This is a genomic window from Streptomyces sp. NPDC031265 (assembly GCF_055570295.1).
In genome coordinates this window covers 152816-171412 of sequence record NZ_JBVIHM010000017.1, presented here as the reverse complement: position 1 = coordinate 171412, position 18597 = coordinate 152816, and the positions used below count along the sequence as shown (strand labels likewise).

Below are 18597 nucleotides of genomic sequence, written 5' to 3'. Positions count from 1 at the left end.
TGGAAGGAGCAAAGTGTGCGGAGGGGTACAGAAACGGAGAGGTCCCGCCGTGGGGGGGGAGGACCCGCGGGCGTTTCCGTTCCCCCTCCCCGCGCGGCCAGACAGGCCACGGCCGCACCGCACATCCGGCCCTGGCACCAGCCCATCCCGGCCCGGGTGAACAGCTTGACGGTGCGCGCGTCGCGCGCCCCGAGGTCGGTGACCGCCGCGCGGACGCTCTGCGCGGTCACCTCCTCGCACCGGCACACCTCGGTGTCGTCGGCGAGCCACTGCGGCCAGCCGGTACCCGGTGCGTGCTCGGCGGCCATGGCGTCGGCGAAGGCGCGCATCCGGTCCCGGCGGCGCTCCAGTTCCCGGACGCGGCCGCGACGGTCGGGGCGCCCGCGCAGCCGGGCGGCGATCGCGAGACCGGCCAACTCGCCTTCCACGCCCGCCAGTCGGGCCCCGCCGACGCCGCCGGTCTCCCCCGCCGCCCACAGGTCTCGTACCGAGGTCTCCTGGGAGGCGTCCAGGACCAGGGCCGTGGTCCGGTCGGGGGTGCTGCGGGTGGCGCACCCCAGGGTCGTGGCGAGTTCGATCTGCGGTGCCAAGCCGTGGCCCACGGCCACTGCGTCGCACTCGATCCGGCGACCGCTGCCGGGTGCTGGCCGCCAGTCGCGGTCGAGCCGGGACACGGTGACCGCCTCCACGCGGTCGGTGCCGTGCACCTCGGTGACGGCGCTGCGGGTGCGCAGCCGTACCCGGTGGCGCAGCAGCGCACCGCCGTGCACGGCCGCCTCGGCGATCTTGCGCGGGTTGGCCGCGAGCGCGTACGGGTGGCGGGCGTAGCCGAGGTAGCCGGACGCCTCGATGACGGCGGGCACCTGCGCCCCGGCGGCGGCCAGCGAGGAGGCGACCGCGAGCAGCAGCGGTCCGCTGCCCGCCACGACGACGCGCCGGCCGGGGAGCACGAGGCCGGACTTGAGCATGGCCTGAGCCCCTCCGGCCCCCACGACACCGGGGATCGTCCAGCCGGGAAAGGGAAGTTGGCGCTCGTACGCGCCGGTCGCGAGCAGCACCGCCCGGGCCCGGATCCGCACCGACCGCTCCTCGCCTCCGTCGGCCCCGGTGACGGCGTGCACCACCCAGGGGCCTCCGTCGCCGTCGCGCGTGACGGTCCACACGTGGTGGCCGCCGAGACGGTCCACCGCACTCGCCTCCAGGCGACGGCGGAGCCCGGCGAAAAGGGACCAGTCGTGGTGCAGGGCCTCGGGGCGGGCCGCCCCGGTGGCCGGTGCGGGGTGCCGGAAGAACTGCCCGCCGATCTGCGGCGAGGCATCCAACAAAACGACAGACAAGCCGAGTTCGGCGGCGGCGACGGCACCGGCGAGCCCGGCGCAGCCCGCGCCGATCACCGCGAGATCGTAGGGGTCGCGCTCCTCCGGCGCCGCGGGCGTCTCAGCCGAGGGACGCATGGCCGTGTCCTTCCTGGGTGACCACGGTGTCTCCGGGGCGGGCTGGCACCAGACAGGCCCTGCGGTTGGGCTGCCCGTTGATGGTGGCGAGGCAGTCGTAGCACTGCCCGATGCCGCAGAACGCACCGCGCGGGCGGCCGGTGGTGCGGGTGGTCCGCCAGGCGAGGATGCCCGAGGCCCAGAGCGCGGCGGCGACGGACTGCCCGGGCAGCGCGGGCACGGGCCGGTCCTCGAAGGTGATCTCGAACGATGGGCCGGTGCGCGTCCCGACCAGGTCGGCGGGGGTTCGGGCCACGGGAAGCCTCCTTGTGCAGCGGGCGGGGTCGGTCCATCCACAGGAGTACGGAGCGGACGGACGAGGGGGGATGACAGGGGTGCCCTTCCGGGAAGTCCGGGAGGAGGCCCGCGCGGACGGCGAGCCGGGCTCGTCTCAGCCCTTCGCCGCGAACCGGCCGGGAGCGAACGGGGCGATGTCCAGCGACAGTTGGCCGCCCGTCACGCACGCCGCCACGATCAGCCCGGTGACGGGGGCGAGCCCGACCCCCGCTCCTTCGTGGCCGCAGGCGTGCAGGAGGCCGGGGACCTCGGGGTCGGGGCCGATGGCGGGCAGATGGTCGGGCAGATAGGGGCGGAAGCCCGCGTACGTACGGAGCGCCCGCACGGTGCCCAGGACCGGGAAGAGGGCGACGGCCTGGGCGGCGAGACGGCACAGCGCCTCGGTGGACAGGGTGCGGTCGAAGCCGACCCGCTCCCGGCTGGCACCGATCAGGACCGGGCCCGCCGCGGTGCCCTCGACCACAGCCGAGGTCTGGAGCGCCGCGGAGTCGCTGGCGACATCGGCGACGTAGTCCGCCGCGTACACCTTGTGCCGCACCACGCGCGGCAGCGGCTCGGTGACCAGGACGAAGCCGCGGCGCGGCAGGACGGGCAGCTCCACACCCGCGAGCCGGGCGACCTGGCCGCCCCAGGTGCCCGCCGCGTTCACCACGTACGGGGCGTGGATCCGCGCGCCGCTCGCCGTGTGGACCCCCCTCACCTCGCCGCCCTCCCCGGTGAGCAGAGCCATGACCTCCTCACCGAGCCGCAGCCGGATCCGGTCGCCGCCCGCGCGCAGCAGATGGGCCGCGGCGAGGGCGGGCATGACCTGGGCGTCCTGCGGGTAGTGGTAGCCGCCCGCCAGGCCTGGGGCCAAGTGGGGCTCCAGGTCGTTCAAGCGGTCCGCCGGGATCTCCTTGACCCGTACACCGGCGCTCTCCTGTCCGGCAGCGAAGCCGCGCAGTGCCGCCATCCCGGCCTCGCCGGAGGCGACGACCAGGCCGCCCTTGGGTTCGTACTCGATCTGCGGCGGGAGCAGTTCGGCCAGCTCGCGCCACAACTCGGCGGAGGCGAGGGCGAGGGAGAGTTCGGGGCCGGGTTCCTTGTCGGAGAGCAGGAGGTTTCCCTCACCGGCGCCGGTGGTGCCGCCCGCTACGGGGCCGCGGTCGACGACGGTGACGGTGAGGCCGGCGCGTGCGGCGTAGTAGGCGCAGGCCGCGCCGACCACGCCCGCACCGATGACGATGACGTCCGAGGATGTTCTCGTGGGCACAGCAGTAATATTTCACATTGCACTGCGTTGGCCAAGGGGTGCGCCTCGACGGCCCATTGGGACACGAGTAGGTAAAGGAGCGGCCAATGGGTTGTCAGTACAATTTCACATTACTATGTTACAGGTCACATTCCAGCCAGCTCTGGCTGTCAGACTGCTCTCGCGCTCCGGAGTGACCACTGATGAACAAGCGCACCCTCACCGCCCTCGCCACCGCCCTGGCGGCGTCCCTCGCCCTCGGGGCGACCGGCTGTTCGAAGACCAAGCACTCGGACGCGGGCCCGGACGCCGGGGGCAAGAATCCGGCGACCGCCAACGCCGGCACCGTCGTGGGCGGCACTCCCCAGAAGGGCGGCACCCTGACCGTCCTGTCCAACCAGGACTTCACCCATCTCGACCCGGCCCGCAACTGGGTCATGAACGACATGGACTTCGGCACCCGGCTGCTCTACCGCACCCTGGTCACCTACAAGGCGACCCCCGGCACCGGCGGCGGCGAGCTCGTACCCGACCTGGCCACCGATCTGGGCACCTCCTCCAACGGCGCGAAGACCTGGACCTTCCACCTCAAGCCGGGGGTCAAGTACGAGGACGGCAGCCCCGTCACCGCCCAGGACGTCAAGTACAACGTGGAGCGCTCCTTCTCGCCCGACCTGCCGGGCGGCGCCGACTACGCGGCCCGCTACCTCGCCGGCGCCGACGGCTACCAGGGCCCGGCCCAGGGCAAGCACCTGGACTCCGTCAAGACGCCGGACGACCACACGATCGTCTTCGAGCTGCGCAAGCCCTTCGCGGAGTTCCCCAACGCCACCGTGATGCCGACCTTCGCGCCGGTCCCCCAGGCTCAGGACAAGGGCCCCCAGTACGACAACCGGCCGTTCTCCTCGGGACCGTACAAGATCGAGTCGTACCAGCGGGGCAAGAAGCTGGTGCTGGTCCGCAACACCCACTGGGACGCCGCCACCGACCAGGTGCGCAAGGCGTACCCGGACAAGCTCGTGATGGTGATGGGACTCAAGGCCAACCAGATCGACGACCGGCTCATCGCCTCCCAGGGCGCCGACGCCTCCGCCGTCTCCTGGGGCGCCCTGCGGCCGGAGAGCGCGGCCAAGGTGCTGCCCAGCGCCGAGGTCCGCAAGCGGCTGATCGCCGAGTCCACCAACTGCACCGACATGGTCCAGATGAACACCGGGCGCGCCCCGTTCGACAACGTGAAGGTCCGTCAGGCCGTGCAGTACGCCCTCGACAAGGACGCGGTCCTCACCGCGTCCGGCGGCCCCGCCTTCAACGACCCCTCCACCGCGTACATGCCCGCCTCCCTGTTCGGCGGCAAGCAGCCGGACACCGTGAAGGTGCCGGTGGCCGGCGACGTGGCCAAGGCCAAGCAGCTCCTCAAGGACGCGGGCAAGCCGGACGGGTTCACGACCAAGATGACCGTCTCGACCGGCGACAAGGGGCGCGCCGAGGCGATCCAGCAGGCGCTCGGCAAGGCCGGGATCAAGGTCACCATCGAGACCGTCGACCCGTCCGCGTTCTACGCGACGATCGGTGACACCAAGAACCGGACCGACATGGTCTACACGGGCTGGTGTCCCGACTACCCGTCGGGATCCACCTTCCTGCCGTTCGTCTTCGACGGCCGCTACATCAAGGAGAAGGGCAACTCCGGCAACCACTCGCTCTTCCGCGACGACACCACCATGAAGAAGATGGACGAGATCGCCGCCATGACGGACGCCAAGCAGGCCAACGCCGCATGGCAGCAGCTGGACGGCGAGATCCTCGCCAAGGCCCCGGCCGTACCGGTCCTGGTGCGCCGCTGGCCGCTGGTGCTCGGCACCAACATCGCGGGCGCCTACGGCCAGACCTCCTTCGGCGGTCAGCTCGACTACGCCACGGCCGGCCTCAAGGACCCCTCGAAGAGCCAGGGCTGAGGGTCTGCCGGATCATGACCACCACCCTCGCACCGGCGGCCGCGCCGGCGGGCCGCGGCCCCTGGCAGCTGGCCCGCGCGGAACTGCGCCGCCGCACCTCCGTCAAGATCTCCCTCGCCGTCGTGGCGCTCTTCGTCGTCATGGCGGCCGCCGCCCCCCTGCTGAGCAGGCTCGGCGGCTGGTCGCCCGAGGAGTTCGACAAGACCGCCGTCGACCCGTACCTGGGCGGTCAGCCGCTCGGGACCCTCGGCGGTGTCTCCGCCGACCACTGGCTGGGCGTGGAGCCCGTCACCGGGCGCGACCTGTTCGCCCGGGTCGTGCACGGCGCCCAGGTCTCCCTCCTGATCGCCTTCACCGCGACCGCGATCGTCGTGGTCGCGGGTACGGCCGCCGGGATCGCGGCCGGCTACTTCGGCGGGCGCACCGACGCGGTCCTCAGCAGGCTCATGGACCTCACCATGTCCTTCCCCTCCCTCATCTTCATGATCGCGATGATGTCGGTGGCCAAGGACGTCAACCGCATCGCCCTGATGACCGCCGTGATCGGCCTGTTCGGCTGGCCCGGCATCGCCCGTGTCGTCCGCGGCCAGACCCTCTCGCTCAAGCACCGCGAGTACGTCGACGCGGCGCGGGTCAACGGCTCGGGCTCCTGGCGGATCCTCACCCGCGACATCCTGCCGGGCGTCGCGGGGCCCGTCATCGCGTACACCACCCTGATCATCCCCGGCATGATCGCCACCGAGGCGGCCCTGAGCTATCTCGGCGTCGGCGTCCGCCCGCCCACCCCCTCCTGGGGCCAGATGATCGCCGAGAGCGTCGCCTTCTACGACACGGACCCCATGTACTTCGTCATCCCGAGCACCTGCCTCTTCCTCACGGTGCTCGCCTTCACCCTGCTCGGCGACGCGCTGCGGGACATCCTCGACCCGAGGGGAAGCCGCTCATGATCCTCTACATCGGCCGTCGGCTGCTCGGGGTGACCGGCGTCCTGATCGCGATCGCCGCCGTCACCTTCACCATCTTCTACGTCCTGCCGTCCGACCCGGCCGCCGCCGCGTGCGGCAAGTCGTGCAGCGTCGAACGTCTGGCGGCGATCCGCACCCACATGGGCCTGGACCAGCCGGTGTGGAAGCAGTTCTGGGAGTTCGCCTCCGGCATCTTCACCGGCCGCACCATGGGCAGCGGCCAGTACGCGCTGCACTGCGACTTCCCGTGCCTGGGCTACTCGTACGAGAACAGCGAGTCGGTGTGGGGCCTGCTCATGGACCGCCTTCCCGTCTCCGCCTCGCTCGCCCTCGGCTCGGCGGTCCTGTGGCTGGTGCTCGGTCTGTCCGCCGGGGTCACCGCGGCGCTGCGCAAGGACACCCTCACCGACAAGGTCCTGATGGTCGGCGCGGTCGCCGCCGCCTCGCTGCCCGTCTACTTCACCTCCATCATGCTGATCTACGGCCTGATCAGAACCGCCGGGCTGCTGCCCTATCCGCAGTACGTGCCCCTCGGCTCGGACCCGGTCCACTGGGCGTCCAACCTGCTCCTGCCCTGGCTCGCGCTCGCCGTCCTGTACGCGGCCATGTACGCACGCCAGAGCCGCAGTTCGATGATCGAGACCATGGCGGAGCCGTACATCCGCACCGCCCGCGCCAAGGGACTGCCCCGCCGCACGGTCGTGGTCAAGCACGGGCTGCGGGCGGGGATGACACCGATCCTCACCATCTTCGGCATGGACCTGGGCGGCCTGCTCGCGGGCGCGGTGATCACCGAGTCCATCTTCGGGCTGCCGGGCATCGGACGGCTCTTCTACGGCGCCCTGTCCAGCGGCGACCAGCCCGTCATCCTCGGCGTGACCCTGCTCGCCGCCGCCTTCATCGTCGTCGCCAACCTGGCCGTCGACCTGCTCTACGCCGTCGTCGACCCGCGAGTGAGGTACTGATGGACGCGCCCCGCCCCACCTCGCCCGCACTCCCACCCCGAGCCGCGCACCTGCGGGACGCGCGCGAGCCCCTGCTGACCGTGCGGAACCTGAGCGTCACCTTCCCGACGCAGCACGGTCCCGTACGGGCCGTCGACTCCCTCGACTTCGACGTCCACCGGGGCCGCACCCTGGGCATCGTGGGAGAGTCCGGCTCCGGCAAGTCCGTCACCTCCATGGCCGTCCTCGGCCTGCACACCGGCGCCGAGGTCACCGGCTCCATCGCACTCGACGGCCAGGAGCTGGTGGGCCTGACGGAGCGTGAGCTGAACCGGCTGCGCGGCCGCCGGATGGCGATGATCTTCCAGGACCCGCTCTCCAGCCTCCACCCCTACTACACGGTCGGCGAGCAGATCGCCGAACACCACCGCGTCCACTTCCGCTCCGGCCGCGCGGTGGCCCGCCGGCGTGCGGTGGAGATGCTCGCCGAGGTCGGCATCCCGGAGCCGCGGCGCCGGGTCGGCGAGTACCCGCACCAGTTCTCGGGCGGCATGCGCCAGCGCGTGATGATAGCGATGGCGCTGGCCTGCGAGCCCGAGCTGCTGATCGCGGACGAGCCGACCACCGCGCTCGACGTCACCGTGCAGGCCCAGATCCTGGAACTGATCGCCCGCTTGCAGCAGGAGCGGGGGCTCGCCGTCGTCATGATCACCCACGATCTGGGGGTGGTGGCGCGCGTCGCCCACGAGGTCCTGGTGATGTACGGCGGCCGGGCGGTCGAACAGGCCCCCGTGGACACCCTGTTCGCGGCCCCGGCCCACCCCTACACCCGCGGCCTGCTCGACTCGCTGCCCCGCCTCGACGACCCCGACGACGCACCGCTGCGGGCCATCCCCGGCAGCCCGCCGTCCCTGCTCACCCCGGCTCCCGGCTGCGCGTTCGCTCCCCGCTGCTCGCGGGCCGCGTCGGCCGCCGCGAGCGAGCGGCTGCGCTGCGAGACCGAACCGCCCCTGCTGTCCGGGCCCGCCGGCCACGCGTCCGCCTGTCACCTCACCACGCACGAAGGCGCCCCTTCATGACCACAGCGACCCAACCCCTGCTGTCCGTACGGGACATGACGAAGGTGTACCCGGCCCGGCGGCGCGGCTCGGCTCCCGTACGGGCGGTCGACGGCATCAGCTTCGACGTGGCACCCGGCGAAACGCTCGGCCTCGTCGGCGAGTCCGGCTGCGGCAAGTCCACCACCGGCCGCACGATCGTGCGCCTGCTGGAACCCTCAAGCGGATCGATCGCCTACGACGGCCACGACATCAGCCATCTCTCCCAGCGCGACCTCAAGCCGCTGCGCCGCGAGATCCAGATGGTCTTCCAGGACCCGCACTCCTCCCTCAACCCGCGCCAGACCGTCGCACGGATCATCTCCGACCCCCTGCTGGTGCAAGGGAGTTCGGCGGCGGACGCGCGCCGGCGGGCCGCCGAGCTGATGGAGCTGGTGGGGCTCATCCCCGAGCAGATCGACCGCTTCCCGCACGAGTTCTCCGGCGGCCAGGCCCAGCGCATCGGCATCGCCCGCGCGCTGGCCACCCGGCCGCGGCTCGTCATCGCGGACGAGCCCGTCTCGGCCCTCGACGTCTCCGTCCAGGCCCAGATCGTCAACCTGATGGAACGCCTGCAGCGGGAACTCGGGCTGGCCTACCTCTTCATCGCCCACGACCTGTCGGTGGTCAAACGGGTCTGCGACCGGGTCGCCGTCATGTACCTGGGCCGGATCGTCGAGATCGGCGCGAAGGAGCGGGTGTACGCGGCCCCGGCCCACCCCTACACCCGCGCACTGCTCTCCGCCGTCCCGCTGCCCGACCCGGCCGCCGAACGGGCCCGCGAGCGCATCACGCTCCTGGGCGACCCGCCGAGCCCGGCCGCACCCCCGCCGGGCTGCTCCTTCCACCCCCGCTGCCCCAAGGCGCAGGCCCGCTGCCGCAGCGAGGCGCCCGTACTGCGGATCGCCGCACCGGGCGAGGCACGCCAGGTCGCCTGCCACTTCCCCGAGGCGGCCTGACCGCGGGTGTGCCCCGGAACCGCGAACGGTTCCGGGGCACACCTGCGTGGTCCGGACGCGCCTTCCCCGATTCGGCCTATGACTTGGTGATACGGACCCGCTCCCCGTACCCGTCGGCGCTCAGCACGTCGATCCGCACCCCGGCCGCGGGGTCCGCGAACGACTCGCCGGACCAGTACGGCGCGTCGTCCAGCGGACGGCAGCCGCCGGCCGGAGTGGCGGCGGGCTTGGCGTCCACGACGCGGATCGGCCCGTATCCGGTCGGCACGGACGTGTCGACCTTGTAGATGAGCGCGCCGGTCGAGCAGGCCGCCGTGTCCGCCTGGACCGCGCGGCGCGATTCGACGACGTACGCGGTCGTCGGCCCGGTCGGCACCACGGCGATCTTGGTCCCGCTGCCGTACTCGACGGCGGTGAGGTCCACCGTGCGGGTGCCGCTCGACGCCTGGCAGGCGACCTGGCCGTCGTCGGTCCAGCCGAGCTTCCACGACTCCCACCCGAAGTACTGCGACGCCTTCCCGCCTATCAGGCCCATGACGTCCCAGCCGCCGACGAACCGGTGTGCGTCGCCGCCGGCGTCGAAGGCGTACAGGTCGGGCAGGCCGAAGGTGTGCGCCGTCTCGTGGCCGACCAGCTTGGGGCCCCAGTTCCACATGTCCTGGCCGAAGGTGACCGCCCACTTCACGGTCGTACCGTCGGCGACCACGCCCGCGGTGCCCGGTTGGTACACATAGGTCGGCGTGAAGGAGATGGCTTTCGCGTTCCTGGTGGGGACGACGTAGACCATGTCGTACCGGGAGAAGTCCACCGCCGGGTCGGCGGCCCTCACCGCGTCCCTGAGGTACGCCTCGTGCGCTTCGTGGCTCAGGCCGCGCGCGAAGCCGTACGAGGTGGAGTCGTGCGGCATGCGCACCCACCACCGGTGCTGGCTGACGGCGAGCCACACCTTGCCGTACGAGGCGTTCCACAGCCAGTTCGCGCCGGGCGTGAGCTGCGCCGCGTCATCGGCCGGGGCCTCGGTGGCCGCCGCGTCCGGGAAGTCCACGAAGATCATGGCGACCTTGAGGGTGCCGGTCGAGCGCTGGAAGACAGTGCGGTCGGTGCTGTGACCCTCGTCCGACCAGCCGGTCGTGCCGCGCAGTGCGCAGTCGGAGGCGGTGTCGGCCTGCGCGCGGGCCGGCGCCACGCCGAGCAGGAGGAGCAGCACGGTGACGGCCAGGGCGGGCAGTTGCAGAGCCCGGCGCAGAGCCGGCCAAGGCCGCTCGGCGCGCGCGGACTTGGGGGAAGGGACAGGAGCGGTGCTTCTCATGGACTCGCGACCTCCATATGAATGGCATGTGACATTTCACATAAGAGTGGTGGAGTCTCGCCCCTGTCCGAAAGATGTCGTCGCTCCATAACATCCGCGCCATGGATCTGGAGCTGCGGCACCTGCGAGTGGTGTGCGCGATCGCGGAGGCCGGGAGCCTCACCAAGGCGGCCGCCGCGCTGCGCATGACCCAGCCCGGGCTCAGCGCACAGCTCCGCCGGATCGAGACCATGCTCGGCGGGGCGCTCTTCGACCGCAGACGGGACGGCGCGGTCCCCACCGGCTTCGGTGAACTGGTCCTCACCCGCGCCCAGTCGATCCTGCCCGGAGTAGACGGTCTGCTCGCGGACACCACCCGCGCCGCCCGCCGGATGTCCGCCCCGCACCGCGTCCGCCTCGGCTCCGTCGGCGGCCCCCTCCTCGGCCATCTCATCCTGGCGGTACGGGAGTTGCTGCCCGGCACCGAGGTCACCGCCCGCTCTCACCCCTCCCCCGTGCCCCTCCTGGAGGACGTGGCCGCGGGCCGCCTGGAAGCCGCCGTGCTCGGTGACAACCCCCACGACGAGCTCCTGCCGCGCGACGGGGTGGTCCTCGTCCCGTTCGCCACCGAGCCCGTGTTCGCCCTGCTGCCCGCGGCCCATCCGCTGGCCGCCCAGCGGGAAGTGGCCCTGGCCCAGCTCCTCGACGAGGACTGGGCGGTGCCCGGCCCGGACCGGGACCGCACCCGCGAGTACTGGTCGTCGGTCTGCGCCCTGCAACACCGCCGCCCCTCGGCCCCGTACGAGGCCGAGGGGCGCCAGCTGATCGAGATCGTGCGGGCCGGCCTGGCCGTCAGCCTGTGCCAGGCCACGTTCATCGAGGTCCCGGGTGTCGCCGTGCGCCCGCTGGCCGGAAATCCCCTCCACTACCGTCATGTTCTGGCCTGGCGCCGCGACGGGCCGCTCGCCCCGCACGACACCGAGATCCTCCGCCGGGTGCACACCGGTTACGCGAACGCCCGGGCCGGCAGCCCGGCGTACACGCGGTGGCTGAAGCACGGGTCGTACGAGGTGCCGGGGCCGGTGGAGCCATGACGCCGGGCCCCCCGGGGCGCCTCCCTTCCCCTTTCCCTTGTCCGGTTCGCCTCTCTGGTTCACGAGGCTGATCTCGATGCCCTGCTCGGCGTTGGCGGCCGTCACCGTGTACGGGCCGGTCACCGGCTGCGCGGGCACCGCCCGGAATCGGATCCGGCCCGAGGGAGGCCGTGGAGGATGGTGCATGGTGATGTCTCACCCGTGCGCTACGACGGATACAGCCGGGCGGTCCTTCACGTCGCCGGTTTGCGGCCCCAGATGAAGACGGCGTCGCCGAGGTCCGTGGTGTTCCACAGCAGCTGGGCGTCGTGGAGCTGGAGGTTGATGCAGCCGGCCGAGCCGCCGCCGTTGAACAGGTCGCCGTAGACACCGTGGAAGGCCTGGCCGCCGGAGAAGTACTGGGAGTACGGCATGGGCGCGTTGTCGTACAGCTCGGAGTGGTCGTCGATGCGGCGCTCGGTGATCTCGTGCCAGCCGTTGCGGGTCTGGTGGCCCCAGCGCCCGGTGCGGACCGCGACCGCCGGGAGTCGTCCGCCGGGCCGGAACACGCCGGAACGAGCAGGAGCAGCGCGGCGACGGGCAGGCCGAGCCGACGCCGCGGCAGAAGACGAGAAACGAGAGCGAGCCCGGTGCCAGGTGTATCGTGCGAAGTGCCGCGAATGCGAACTACACCCCTTATACGACTACTTGCCGTGTGACCGGCATGAAGGGGGATGAACAGCGTGCCTCTTCCGCACGAAGCTCATCGGACGGCGGTCCCGCCGGGGGCGCCGACGTGAACGGGCCGGCCCGGCGCGGCCTGCTCGGCGGGCTGGCCGCCCTGGGCACGGCCGCCGCCGTGAACGGCTGCCAGGGATACCGCGCCCCCGCGCCCGCCCCGTCCTCCCAGCCCGGCCGCCAGCCGGGCGTGACGGACCCGCAGCCTCCCCGTGTGCTGCTGCTGTCCTACGACTTGAGCCCGGGCACCCACGGTCCGTCGGGCCGGGACGCCGTCCGCCGTATGTTCGCCGCGTGGACGCCCCTGCTCACCGCCCGCCCGTCCACCGTCCGCGACGGGCCCACCGTCACGGTCGGCTTCGGCCCGGCCTTCTTCCCCCGCCTCGGCTCACGCACACCGGAGGCGCTCCGCGACCTCCCCGCCTTCGCCGGTGACCGGCTGCGCCCCGCGGCCGGCGGCGGCCAGGTGTTCCTGCAGATCTGTGCCGGCACCCCGGCCGTCTGCACCGACCTCGCGCGGCGGCTGGAGCGGGCCGTGCCGGGCGTGCTGCGCCCGCGCTGGCACCAGGCGGGCGTCCTGCCCGCGACGCCGCCAGGAGAGACCCCCCGCAACCTGTTCGGCTTCAAGGACGGCACCTCCAATCCGAACGCGAAGGAGGCCGAACGGTGGGTGTGGCTCGGCCCCGGGCCCCACCACAACGCCACCTACCTGGTGGTGCGCCGCATCCGGCTGGCCACGGCCGAGTTCGGCAGTCTGCCCGTCGAACGCCAAGAACGCGTCGTGGGCCGCCGCAAACCGCACGGCGGCCCCCTCCAGGGCGGCCCCGAACACACCGAGGCCGATCTCTTCGCCAAGACGTCGCAGGGCAGCTACCTGCTCCCCGCCGACGCCCACGTCCGCCTCGCCCACCCCCGATTCGACGGCGGGGCCCGGATACTGCGCCGGGGATACTCCTACGACAACGCCCCCGACGACCAGGGCCTGCTCTTCCTCGCGTACATGAACGACCCCGACCTGTTCACCCGCGTACAACGCCGCCTCGCGGGCCACGACGCACTCGGCCCGTTCGTCGAACACTTCGGCTCCGCCCTGTTCTTCGTCCCGCCCGGCGCGGGCCCGGAGCGGCCGCTGGGCAGCACCGTCCTGTAGGCACCGGCGGCAGCTCCGGCCAGGAGCCGACGCGTGTCCAACGCCCTAGGCGAACGTCACCACGTCGCGCACCCTGCGCCGGGGGCTGCTCGGCCCGGTCGGCCCGTAACCGATCCGCAGCACCATCTGTACGTACGACATCGCGGTCAGCGGATCCCGGGCGGCCCAGCGCAGTTCACCGCGTTCCAGGACCTGGCTGCTGAGGCCCACGGCGAGATCGTGGCAGGTGGCCAGGAGCAGAACGCGCTGCAGGGCCTGACCGGACCTGAGCCACGCGGCGGGATCGTCCTCCGAGGTTCCCAGCAGGGCGAGTTGGGGCACGGACTCGAAGTCCACCGCACCCCGGTCGGCCACCGGCCGCCGCGCCGCGAAGTCCCGCACCGCCGCACCGCCGGTCCGCCTGCGGGGCCCGAAGGCGTACTCGGGTACACCGTCGGCAGCGGTGTCGGCGGCCGCCGCGCCCAGCCGGGTCCACCGGCCCAGCTCGGCGACGCGTTCAGGGTCCTCGGAGTCGTGCCGCTCCGCGTCCTCGACGAGGTCCAGCAGCGCCTTTACGTGCCACGCCCCGGGGAAGACGAGCAACGCGCCCTCCGCGAGCGCCGCGGCGGCGAGCGCCTCCCTGACCTCCTGCGGCACAGGTGTGTCCGCGAACGGGAAACGGCTGGTGTGCCTGCGCCGCACGGCCGGGTGGAGCGCCGCCAGCTCCTCGACCGTGCGCGGAGACCTCGCCAGGCGCACGGCGGCGAGCAGACCGGGCCGGGCGGCGTCGGGCAGCACGGAGACCTCCGGCTCCCAGCCCCGGTGGGCGGCCGCGACCCGGAGCGTGAAAAGCGCGGCCCCGCAGCTGATGTGCAGTGCCCGCCCCGCCGGATCGGCGTGTGGCAGGGACCTGCTCGGGTCCGCGTGCAGCTCCAGCACGCCGGACTCCCGGCGGAAGACGAACTTCCACGGCTGGGCGTTGTGCAGCGACGGCGCGGTCGTGGCGTCGTTGACGAGCGCGGTCACCGTCTGTGTGTCGAGCACCGAATACTCCATCGTCTCTGCCCCGTCCTCATCCGCAACGGCCTTTTCCCGGCCTTTCACCCACGTTCCCCCCTCCTGACGCGCGCCCCAGTGCCGAACGGCCCGGGGAAGGGGCCGGATGGCCCGGACAGGGGCCGAACCGGACCTGTCGAACACCGCCGTCAAGGGGCGACTGTGGCAGCGAAGAGCCCTGTCCGAGGTGAGATGAGAGGGGATGGCCGCCATGAGGATGCCGTTGGTCGTCGGGGTCGACGGCTCCGAGTCGAGTCTTCGGGCACTGGACTGGGCGGTGGACGAGGCCGAACGCCTGGGGCTGCCGCTGCGCATCGTCCACGCCTCGCTCTGGGAGAGGTACGAGACCGCCCCCTATCCGTACGGATATGTGATCCCCTCGGCTGAAGTCCCCTCGGAAGACCTCCTGGACTCGGCCGCCGAGCGCGCTCGGCGGCGCGTGCCGGATCTGGTGATCTCCACCGAGGAGCTGCCCGAGGCCCCCGAGACCGCGCTGCTCGACGAGGCCCGCAACGCCACCGCTCTCCTCACCGGTTCACGGGGCCGGGGGCCGTTGACCGAACTGCTCCTGGGCTCCGTGGGCCTGGCCGTCGCCTCCCGTGCGCACTGCCCTGTGATCGTGGTACGCGGCACCGAGGAGAGCCTCAAAGCCCGGCACCACCGCGTCGTCCTCGGCATCGGGGAAGCCGACACCGCGGGAGCGGCGGCCAGCTTCGCCCTGCGCGAGGCCGAGGCCCGTGGATGCGTGCTGGAAGCGGTCCGCGCCTGGCGCTGCCCCGCCTATGAGGGCGCCGGTCACCCGTCCCTGGCGAACGGGCCCGCCGACGACCACAAGGAACGGGCCGCCGCGCTCATCGACGACACGCTGCGCGAGCCCCTGCGCGAACACCCGGGCCTCGACGTCCTGCGGACGACGTCCGAGGGACCGGCCCACAAAGTCCTCCACGACCGCACGGCGACGGCGGATCTCCTGGTCCTCGGCGCCCGTCGGCGCCACAGTCACCTGGGGCTCCAGCTGAGCCGGGTCGCCCACACCCTCCTCCACCACGCCGACTGCCCGGTGGCGATCGTGCCCCAGCACGGCTGACCGTTCCATACTGCTCGCAGTGACACGGAGGAGCCGCTCATGACCGCATGCGTCAGCGACACCGGGCCCGGACCCGTCCACCACCGGGGGCCGCGCGCCACGCCGCCGTACGGTATCCGCCCCGCCACCCGCCCGTGATCGCCGGGCCGCTGAAGGGGATCGCGGCGGTGGTCCTCGACACCGACGGAGTGATCACCGACTCCGCCCGGGTGCACGCAGCCGCCTGGAAGGCGGCCTTCGACGCCCATCTGAGGGAACACCCGCCTCCCGACCCGGCACAGCGGCGCCCGTTCGACGACCGTACGGACTACCTCCGTTACGTCGACGGCAAGTCCCGGCACGACGGCGCCGCGTCCTTCCTCGCCTCGCGGGGGCTGCCCTCGGACGATCACGCCGTGGCCCTCGTTGCCGAGCGCAAGGAGCAGCTCTTCGCCGCCCGGCTGCGCAGCGGCGACATCCCCGCCTACCCGGGGACGGTGCGGCTGCTGCGGGCGCTGCGCGCCGAGGGCGTCAAGCTCGCCGCCGCCTCCGCTTCCCGGCACGCCCGGGAGCTCCTCGACCGCGCCCAGGTGCTGGACCTGTTCGAAGCACTGGTCGACGGGGCGGAGGCGAGCCGTATGGGACTGCCGGGGAAGCCCGATCCCGCGCTGTTCCTGGAAGCCGCCCGGCGCCTCGGCCGGCCGCTCACCCGGACCGCCGTCGTGGAGGACTCGCTCGCCGGTGTCGAGGCCGGGCGGCGCGGCCGCTTCGCGCTGGTCGTCGGCGTGGACCGGACGGCGGGAGCGGGCACCGGCGACGCCCTGCTGCGGCACGGCGCGCATCTGGTCGTCCGGGACCTCGCCGAACTACTCACCGAGGAAGCGGGCCCGTGAACGACTGGACGTGGGAGTACGAGGGGTACGACCCGGCACGCGAGCGCCTGCGCGAGTCCCTGTGCACCTTGGGCAACGGCCTCTTCGCCACCCGTGGTGCCGCACCCGAGTGCGCGGCGGACGACATCCACTATCCGGGGACGTACGCGGCGGGCTGCTACAACCGTCTCACCTCGACCGTCGCGGGCCGCCAGGTCGTGAGCGAGGACATGGTCAACCTGCCCAACTGGCTGCCGCTGCGCTTCCGGATCCTGGACCCGCAAGGACAGGGCGCCTGGTTCACCCCCGACGGCGAGGCGCTGGACTCCCACCGCCAGTGGCTCGACCTGCGCGCCGGAATCCTGGAGCGCGAGGTGCGCTACACCGGGCCCGAGGGCCGTGCCCTCGCGGTGCGCCAGCGGCGCCTGGTCCACATGGGCGATCCCCATCTGGCCGCTCTGCGTACGGAGTTCACCGCCGGGAACTGGCAGGGCGTGCTGGAGGTCGAGTCCGCGCTCGACGGCGGCGTGCGCAACAGCGGTGTCGAGCGCTACCGCTCGCTCAACTCCACCCATCTGACGCACGTCCATACCGGGACCTCCGGGCCGCAGACGATGTGGCTGCGGTGCCGCACGAGCTCCTCCGACATCCGCGTCGGCATGGCCGCCCGCACCACGGCCCCCTCCGGTACCGAGACACACAGCGGCGAGCACAGAGCGGTCCAGCGCTTGCGGATCCCGCTCTCGCCCGGGCTCACCGTCACCGTCGACAAGACGGTCGCCCTGCACACCTCACGCGACCGGGCGATCAGCGACCCGCTCGGGGCGGCGGTCGACCGCGTGAACGCCGCCCCCGGCTTCGACGTGCTCCTCGGCACCCACCGCGCGGCGTGGCAGGAGCTGTGGCGCAGGGCCGAGTTGGAGGTTCCGGGTGAGCCCGGCCGTATCCTGCGGCTGCACCTCTTCCACGTCCTGCAGACGCTCTCTCCGCACACGGCGGACCTCGACGCCGGGGTTCCCGCGCGCGGTCTGCACGGCGAGGCCTACCGGGGCCACGTCTTCTGGGACGAACTCTTCGTACTGCCCTATCTCAACCTGCACTTCCCCGAGGTCTCACGCGCCCTGCTCACCTACCGCCACCGGCGGCTCGGGCAGGCCTGCGCCGCCGCCCGCGAGTCCGGCCGCGCCGGAGCCATGTATCCATGGCAGAGCGGCAGCGACGGCCGCGAGGAGAGCCCGCGGCTGCATCTCAACCCCCGCTCCGGCCACTGGCTCCCGGACCGCTCCCACCTTCAGCACCACGTCGGCTCGGCCGTCGCCTACAACGTCTGGCGCTACTGCGAGGCGACCGCCGACATCGGCTTCCTGCACACCAAGGGCGCCGAGATGCTGCTGCAGATCGCCCGGTTCTGGTCGGACTCGGCGGAGTACGACGACGGCCTGGGCCGCTACCGGATCCGCGGGGTGCTCGGACCGGACGAGTACCACGACGCCTACCCGGACGCGAAGAAGCCGGGGCTCGACGACAACGCCTATACGAACGCGACCGCCGCCTGGGTACTGACGCGCGCCCTGGACCTCATGGGCACGCTGCCCGAGCCGCGCCGCCGCGAACTCGCGGAGCGCCTCGGTTTCGACGGCCGGGAGCTGTCCCGGTGGCAGGAGGTCTCACGCAAGCTGTACGTGCCCTTCCACGAAGGTGTGATCAGCCAGTTCGAGGGCTACGGCGAGCTGGCCGAGCTCGACTGGGAGGGCTACCGCTCCCGGTACGGGGACATCCGCCGGCTGGACCGGATCCTGGAGGCCGAGGGCGACTCGGTCAACCGGTATCAGGCCTCCAAACAGGCGGATGTGCTGATGCTCGGCTACCTCTTCCGGCCCGCCGAACTGAGCGACCTCTTCGCACGGCTGGGCTACCGCCTGGACGACGAGGTCTGGCGGCGCACCGTGGACCACTATCTGCTGCGCACCAGCCACGGCTCCACCCTCAGCGGCCTGGTGCACGGCTGGGTACTGGCGCGCGACCGGCGGTCCCAGGCCTGGCAGTTCGTACAGGAGGCGCTGCGCGGGGACATCGCGGACGTGCAGGGCGGCACCACGGGCGAGGGCATCCACCTCGGCGCCATGGCGGGCACGCTCGACCTCGTCCAGCGCGGACTCACCGGGCTGCATGTGCGGGCGGACGCACTGTGCCTGGATCCCGTGCCGCTGACCGGGCTCTCGCAGTACGGCTTCACGATCCGCCACCGGGGCCACTGGGACGTACGCGTGCGGATAACACCGGGACAGCTGCGGGTGGAAGTGCCGCCGTCCGACCGCTCGCCCCTGGAGATCGGGTTGCCGGACCGAAGGGTGCTGGTGACGCCGGGCGAAGTGTGCGACCTCCCTCTGTCCGAGTGAGCGGTCACGGGTGTCCTTGCTACCGGGTGAGAGCA

General features: G+C 72.4%; 16 protein-coding genes. 10 read left to right on the top strand and 6 right to left on the bottom strand.

Annotated elements, in window-relative coordinates; genetic code table 11:
* From ACZ499_RS25185 to ACZ499_RS25175, 3 genes are all read right to left on the bottom strand, one after another.
* On the bottom strand, positions 1-1454 hold a 1454-nt coding region (locus ACZ499_RS25185), incomplete at its 3' end, for an FAD-dependent oxidoreductase (protein WP_468678134.1).
* Entirely contained in the window at positions 1438-1749 is a 312-nt protein-coding gene (locus ACZ499_RS25180) for a (2Fe-2S)-binding protein (RefSeq protein WP_468678132.1), read from the bottom strand. The genes ACZ499_RS25185 and ACZ499_RS25180, both read right to left, overlap by 17 nt.
* 135 nt (positions 1750-1884) lie before the next feature.
* Positions 1885-3042: an NAD(P)/FAD-dependent oxidoreductase gene (locus ACZ499_RS25175; RefSeq protein WP_468678131.1), complete on the bottom strand. Its 1158-nt coding sequence runs from the start codon at positions 3040-3042 to the stop codon at positions 1885-1887.
* 182 nt (positions 3043-3224) lie between these two features.
* Between ACZ499_RS25175 and ACZ499_RS25170 the strand changes: the two genes are divergently transcribed.
* The 5 genes from ACZ499_RS25170 to ACZ499_RS25150 are packed head-to-tail and all read left to right on the top strand — an operon-like array spanning position 3225 to position 8941.
* Positions 3225-4976: an ABC transporter substrate-binding protein gene (locus ACZ499_RS25170; protein ID WP_468678129.1), complete on the top strand. Its 1752-nt coding sequence runs from the start codon at positions 3225-3227 to the stop codon at positions 4974-4976.
* Between the two features lie 14 nt (positions 4977-4990).
* A complete protein-coding gene (locus ACZ499_RS25165; RefSeq protein ID WP_468678127.1) occupies positions 4991-5923 on the top strand; it encodes an ABC transporter permease in 933 nt (310 codons plus the stop codon).
* Positions 5920-6906: an ABC transporter permease gene (locus ACZ499_RS25160; RefSeq protein ID WP_468402106.1), complete on the top strand. Its 987-nt coding sequence runs from the start codon at positions 5920-5922 to the stop codon at positions 6904-6906. Before ACZ499_RS25165 ends, ACZ499_RS25160 begins: the two co-directional genes overlap by 4 nt.
* Positions 6906-7964: an ABC transporter ATP-binding protein gene (locus tag ACZ499_RS25155; protein ID WP_468678124.1), complete on the top strand. Its 1059-nt coding sequence runs from the start codon at positions 6906-6908 to the stop codon at positions 7962-7964. Before ACZ499_RS25160 ends, ACZ499_RS25155 begins: the two co-directional genes overlap by 1 nt.
* Positions 7961-8941, top strand: coding sequence for an ABC transporter ATP-binding protein (locus tag ACZ499_RS25150; RefSeq protein ID WP_385545053.1), 981 nt, complete (start codon positions 7961-7963; stop codon positions 8939-8941). The genes ACZ499_RS25155 and ACZ499_RS25150 overlap by 4 nt, the downstream gene beginning before the upstream one ends.
* A gap of 76 nt (positions 8942-9017) precedes the next feature.
* Here the strand turns inward: ACZ499_RS25150 and ACZ499_RS25145 are convergent, their stop codons facing one another.
* Positions 9018-10250 carry a M6 family metalloprotease domain-containing protein gene (locus ACZ499_RS25145; protein ID WP_468678123.1) on the bottom strand — a complete coding sequence of 411 codons (1233 nt, stop codon included), beginning with the start codon at positions 10248-10250 and terminating at the stop codon, positions 9018-9020.
* Between the two features lie 101 nt (positions 10251-10351).
* On the opposite strand from ACZ499_RS25145, the gene ACZ499_RS25140 reads away from it, so the two are divergent.
* The gene (locus tag ACZ499_RS25140) at positions 10352-11323 is read left to right on the top strand and encodes a LysR family transcriptional regulator (RefSeq protein WP_468402109.1); all 972 of its coding nucleotides are present in this window, start codon (positions 10352-10354) and stop codon (positions 11321-11323) included.
* 233 nt (positions 11324-11556) lie between these two features.
* On the opposite strand, the gene ACZ499_RS25135 is transcribed toward ACZ499_RS25140, so the two are convergent.
* Complete coding sequence (locus ACZ499_RS25135) at positions 11557-11871, bottom strand: L,D-transpeptidase (RefSeq protein ID WP_468678122.1); 315 nt, start codon at positions 11869-11871, stop codon at positions 11557-11559.
* Positions 11872-12098: 227 nt separating this feature from the next.
* On the opposite strand from ACZ499_RS25135, the gene ACZ499_RS25130 reads away from it, so the two are divergent.
* The gene (locus ACZ499_RS25130) at positions 12099-13190 is read left to right on the top strand and encodes a Dyp-type peroxidase (RefSeq protein WP_468678120.1); all 1092 of its coding nucleotides are present in this window, start codon (positions 12099-12101) and stop codon (positions 13188-13190) included.
* A gap of 45 nt (positions 13191-13235) precedes the next feature.
* Here the strand turns inward: ACZ499_RS25130 and ACZ499_RS25125 are convergent, their stop codons facing one another.
* Positions 13236-14225, bottom strand: coding sequence for an Acg family FMN-binding oxidoreductase (locus ACZ499_RS25125; protein WP_468678118.1), 990 nt, complete (start codon positions 14223-14225; stop codon positions 13236-13238).
* Positions 14226-14436: 211 nt separating this feature from the next.
* On the opposite strand from ACZ499_RS25125, the gene ACZ499_RS25120 reads away from it, so the two are divergent.
* The 3 genes from ACZ499_RS25120 to ACZ499_RS25110 are packed head-to-tail and all read left to right on the top strand — an operon-like array spanning position 14437 to position 18562.
* Complete coding sequence (locus ACZ499_RS25120) at positions 14437-15312, top strand: universal stress protein (protein WP_468678116.1); 876 nt, start codon at positions 14437-14439, stop codon at positions 15310-15312.
* Between the two features lie 47 nt (positions 15313-15359).
* Complete coding sequence (locus tag ACZ499_RS25115) at positions 15360-16184, top strand: HAD family hydrolase (protein ID WP_468678114.1); 825 nt, start codon at positions 15360-15362, stop codon at positions 16182-16184.
* The gene (locus ACZ499_RS25110; protein WP_468678112.1) at positions 16181-18562 is read left to right on the top strand and encodes a glycoside hydrolase family 65 protein; all 2382 of its coding nucleotides are present in this window, start codon (positions 16181-16183) and stop codon (positions 18560-18562) included. Before ACZ499_RS25115 ends, ACZ499_RS25110 begins: the two co-directional genes overlap by 4 nt.
* Positions 18563-18597 lie beyond the last annotated feature (35 nt).